Raw genomic sequence first — 1,206 nt, 5'->3', positions numbered from 1 at the left:
CTAAAGGCTGTCCCGTAACTATCCGTCTGGTTCGGCGTTGGTCACGGTATGGGTGGGGTGATCTCGGCGAGCGATCCGATGTGGATCGAGCCGTTCTCGGGGTTGAGCGAGTCGCAGTTCCGCAAGCTGGTCGCGCTGGTCCGCCGTCGCGGAGGTGATGTCCAGCGCGGCCGGCCGTGGCGGCTCTGCCTGGAGGACCGGGTGCTGCTGGTTGCCACGTACTGGCGGACCAACCTGACGTTGCGGCAGGTCGCGCCGTTGTTCGAGATCTCGAAGTCAGCCGCGGACCGGGTGCTGGACCACCTCGCTCCGCTGCTGGCGATCTCGCCCGCCCGTCGGCCGCGGCAGGACACCGTACTGATCGTGGACGGCACCCTGGTGCCCACCCGGGACCGGACGATCGCAGCCTCCAGCAAGAACTACCGGTACTCCACCAACCAGCAGGTCGTGATCGACGCCAACAGCCGGCTGGTCGTCGCCGTCGGCCTGCCACTACCCGGCAACCGCAACGACTGCCGCGCCTTCACCGAGTCGGGCGTCGACCGCGTCTGCCGGGACGCACCGGTCCTGGCGGACGGCGGCTACCAGGGAACCGGCGCACTGATCCCGCACCGACGTCGGCGCGGGCAGGAGCACCTCACGCCCGAGCAGGAAGCCGACAACGCCGTCCACCGCAGAGCCCGGGCCCGGGTCGAGCACGTCTTCTCACGGATGAAGAACTGGAAGATCCTGCGCGACTGCCGCCTGCGCGGAGCCGGCGTGCACCACGCGATGATGGGCGTCGCCCGGCTCCACAACCTTGCGCTCAGCGGATGAGCTGATCCGGCCGCACCGTGAACTCCTCGAGCCCGTCCGGTGTCGCGACGCCGTGCACGGAAGTGGAGACCGTGACGAACTCGTCGTCCCCCACCAGGCCATGGCTCTCGATGACCGCGCAGGCGACGGTGGCCTCCACCGGATACGACGTGTCCGGGCCGAGCTCGCCCATCGCCGCGAAGATCGGGGCCTTGTCGAACAGCGACCAACGCCGCCCCGCCGCATCCGTGAACTGAACTTCGACCACCCCAGGCCACGGCTCATCGTCCACCCAGCGGACCGCCTGACACCGCAACTCAAGCACGAACGCCCCCACAGTCGAACGAGATCATCAACGAGCGCCAGTATGCCGCGAGCCGCCAGGCCCCAGTTACGGGACAACCTTTAGCG

2 protein-coding genes are annotated in these 1,206 nt (G+C 68.6%); one reads left to right on the top strand and one right to left on the bottom strand.

The genetic code is table 11. The features are described from left to right. The first annotated feature begins 48 nt into the window (after positions 1–48). A complete protein-coding gene (locus ACFWIS_RS40675) occupies positions 49–816 on the top strand; it encodes a transposase (RefSeq protein ID WP_380460720.1) in 768 nt (255 codons plus the stop codon). Here the strand turns inward: ACFWIS_RS40675 and ACFWIS_RS40670 are convergent. Further along, positions 806–1,087 carry a hypothetical protein gene (locus tag ACFWIS_RS40670; RefSeq protein WP_380460718.1) on the bottom strand — a complete coding sequence of 94 codons (282 nt, stop codon included), beginning with the start codon at positions 1,085–1,087 and terminating at the stop codon, positions 806–808. The two genes, ACFWIS_RS40675 and ACFWIS_RS40670, sit on opposite strands and share 11 nt — an antisense overlap. Between the last annotated feature and the right edge of the window lie 119 nt (positions 1,088–1,206).

Origin of the sequence: Kitasatospora sp. NPDC127060 (assembly GCF_042724935.1) — a bacterium.
GTDB lineage: Bacteria > Actinomycetota > Actinomycetes > Streptomycetales > Streptomycetaceae > Kitasatospora.
The sequence above is the reverse complement of the archived record's forward strand: the minus strand, read 5'-3'. Positions and strand labels throughout refer to the sequence as shown.

Bases quoted from the DNA above. Each gene is read 5' to 3' on its own strand.
- ACFWIS_RS40675 (WP_380460720.1), top strand. From the start codon at position 49: ATGGGTGGGGTGATCTCGGCGAGCGATCCGATGTGGATCGAGCCGTTC.